The sequence below is a fragment of the Vibrio sp. 811 genome (assembly GCF_033339195.1).
This window is the reverse complement of sequence record NZ_JAWOUB010000307.1, coordinates 1-773: the sequence shown is the minus strand read 5'-3', so window position 1 is coordinate 773 and position 773 is coordinate 1. Positions and strand designations below refer to the sequence as shown.

The following is a 773-nucleotide window of genomic DNA, read 5'->3' as shown; positions in this document are numbered from 1 at the left end:
CTTCACCACCAATTCAAATACGGCATTGCCATCTGCTGTGGCTGTGTAAGTAAAACTGCCGTCGCCGTTAGCAGTTTCAGCAAGCACGACAGGCTCCCCATGAGAGGTCAACCCTGCTACTGGATCTGCGGTTGCATCAAGCTGGTATTTAACAACGCTGTCCGAGCCTTCAGTTGTGGTGAAAGAGCCCGACATAAACGCATCATCGTTCTGGTCTGAGCCAATTGAGGCAAGGTCATCTTCGTCCACCGTGAGTGGAACAACGTTATCGATGGTTGGAACGTCATCAGTAATCGTGACTGGAATGGTCGCAATCGTCGTATCGCCATCAAAGTCTGTAGCAATGATTGGGAAGTTCAGTACTAATTCATCGCTGTTTAACGCGTGATCGACCGGCCCTTCCAGACGGAAGTTGTATGTACCGTCAGCATTCACATTCATGGTGAAGACAGGATTGCCATCCGCGGTAGCCACGTAAGTAAAGCTGCCATCAGCATTCGCAGTCTCTACCAAAGTGACAGGCTCACCTTGAGAAGTTAAACCTGCGACAGGATCCGAAGTTGAATCAAGTTGGTAGCTCACCACACGGTCTGAGCCTTGAGTGGTCGTGAACGCGCCTTCCACAAACACAGCGTCAGTTTGGTCTGAGCCAATACCTGATAAATCATCTTCGTCTACAGCCAGAGGCACAACATTATCGATGATTGGTGCATCATCCGTGATCGTGACTGGAATGGTTGCCGTGGTCGTATCACCATCAAAATCGGTGGCAA

The 773-nt window shown here is 49.8% G+C and carries 1 pseudogene; it reads right to left on the bottom strand.

Annotated features, from left to right (window positions below):
* Window positions 1-773 (bottom strand): annotated as a pseudogene (locus R7Q46_RS26525) (hypothetical protein); the annotation flags it as partial.